2 protein-coding genes, 1 rRNA gene and 1 pseudogene are annotated in these 1703 nt (G+C 40.3%); 1 reads left to right on the top strand and 3 read right to left on the bottom strand.

Annotated features, from left to right (window positions below; translation table 11 throughout):
• Positions 1-252: 252 nt before the first annotated feature.
• Positions 253-534, top strand: a pseudogene (locus J2T20_RS25655) (GGDEF domain-containing protein); the annotation flags it as partial.
• Between the two features lie 330 nt (positions 535-864).
• Here the strand turns inward: J2T20_RS25655 and J2T20_RS25650 are convergent.
• The 3 genes from J2T20_RS25650 to rrf all read right to left on the bottom strand — a co-directional run.
• Positions 865-1071 carry a hypothetical protein gene (locus tag J2T20_RS25650; RefSeq protein ID WP_307592836.1) on the bottom strand — a complete coding sequence of 69 codons (207 nt, stop codon included), beginning with the start codon at positions 1069-1071 and terminating at the stop codon, positions 865-867.
• A 26-nt stretch (positions 1072-1097) separates the two neighbouring features.
• On the bottom strand, positions 1098-1454 hold the full coding sequence (locus J2T20_RS25645) for a group I truncated hemoglobin (protein ID WP_307592834.1): 357 nt from the start codon (positions 1452-1454) through the stop codon (positions 1098-1100).
• A gap of 157 nt (positions 1455-1611) precedes the next feature.
• Positions 1612-1703 (bottom strand): 5S ribosomal RNA (rrf, locus tag J2T20_RS25640); the annotation flags it as partial.

Here is a 1703-nt window from a genome sequence, read left to right as displayed (position 1 = left end):
TCCCCTTTTATACCAGGGGTTAGGAATCTATTAATACAGATAAATCTATGATTCTATTCTAGCCAGCTTTACCCATCCAGTAGAGCGAAGAGCCAGATTAATAATGTTTGCTTTTATGCAGGGTCTGGTAACTACTGTAGTGATTAACTTTCTGTCTCCTAATATACATAGAAGCTTATCAGCCTCAAACTTTATCATGCTATACTCCCTGTTGATTGCTACAGCCAGGATCACTAACAGCTTGATTCTGCAACAGATTTATATAATCACATGTCGTTTCATGAGCATTTAGAGAGCATCCTCTCGTTACCTGACCCTTCTAAACTCAATGTACAGTTTGCTGTTTTGGATATTGATGATTTTAATAAAGTGAATGATACTTTTGGCCATGCCGCAGGAGATACGATTATCAAATTCGTGGCCTCACAGCTGCAGGATAACCTGGATCCAAATGACTTCGTATCCAGATATGGCGGCGAAGAATTCGCAATACTAGTGTTGATAAATCCTCGGAGCGCTTTTATAGCCAGGTAGAAGTCATTCGCATCATCATAGCAGAAAAACAGCATGAGATTCTTGATGGCAGACATGTGACGATCAGCATCGGCCTTCATTTTATCGTGCTGACTCCGCTTTGTATACGGCAAAAAGATCAGGTAAGAACTGCACATGTATTTTAAAATAACTACAGAAGATAAAGCCTTAACCATAAAGACCACATCCGTTAATTTGCTGCTACAGTAGTCTTTAAAATTGATCTAAGTTAATAGATACACGCAAAGAGGGTATACTAACAACCAAGTACCGATTGTTGGTATACCCTGCTATTTGGGGATTTCAGCAAATGTTTCTTTTCAATTGATATTATTTCTTGTCGTTTATATTCTTCCGATCTGAGTCCGGATTTGTATCCTCATCGCCAGTTAGAGTCATTTGTAGATTGTCCATTATTCCTCCAACTATTTCGTCTAGCGCATTAAAACCTTCACGTCCAGCCTCGCTTTTATCCGGTTCTGGAATCGGCTCCATGCCCGCTCCTAGATTCTCCTTGAACATGCCCTTGTCATCCATAGGCCTAATCTCTCCTGTCTATAGATCTATTGAAAAAGGATTTCTCCACGTAAGGACTCTATTTTCTTTAAAGCAATATTCGTATCTTCTTCATTTACTCCAAAATGTAGGAGGGCTGCTCGAAGATGTTTCACAATCGCATCGTAGTGAGCAGGCTGGAGGTTCATACCTTTGTGTACCTTTGACATCGTACCACCCGTATACTGATTAGGTCCGCCTAATGCAAAGCTAACGAACTTGGTTTGGTGTCCTCGTTGCTTCACCATGTCTGTATGAGCAAAAAATCGGTTTACCGTTTCATCTTCTAAAACCAAGTCATAAAAGTAGTCCACCACTTTCGCAATAGTCTCTTCACCACCATACTTTTCGTATAAACTGCTCATAATCATCATTCCTTCCATATGTTTTCGCATAACATTAACATACCCAATAAACGAAATATTAATCCCATAGAGTTAGAACAGGTTAGAAGGCTTGTCTATCTTTCATTTAAGATAAAATAAAAAAAGCATAACCCTTTAAGGTCATGCTTTTTTGTGTGCTTGGCAACGTCCTACTCTCCCAGGACCCTTCGGTCCAAGTACCATCGGCGCTGGAGGTCTTAACGGTCGTGTTCGGGATGGGTACGCGTG

The organism is Paenibacillus wynnii, assembly GCF_030812855.1.
Lineage (GTDB): Bacteria > Bacillota > Bacilli > Paenibacillales > Paenibacillaceae > Paenibacillus_AQ > Paenibacillus_AQ wynnii_A.
This window is presented reverse-complemented; position numbering and strand designations above follow the sequence as displayed.

What these genes read in the sequence shown, in the direction of transcription:
- J2T20_RS25650 (WP_307592836.1), bottom strand. Translation starts at nt 1,071, where the DNA reads ATGGATGACAAGGGCATGTTCAAGGAGAATCTAGGAGCGGGCATGGAG.
- J2T20_RS25645 (WP_307592834.1), bottom strand. Translation starts at nt 1,454, where the DNA reads ATGAGCAGTTTATACGAAAAGTATGGTGGTGAAGAGACTATTGCGAAA.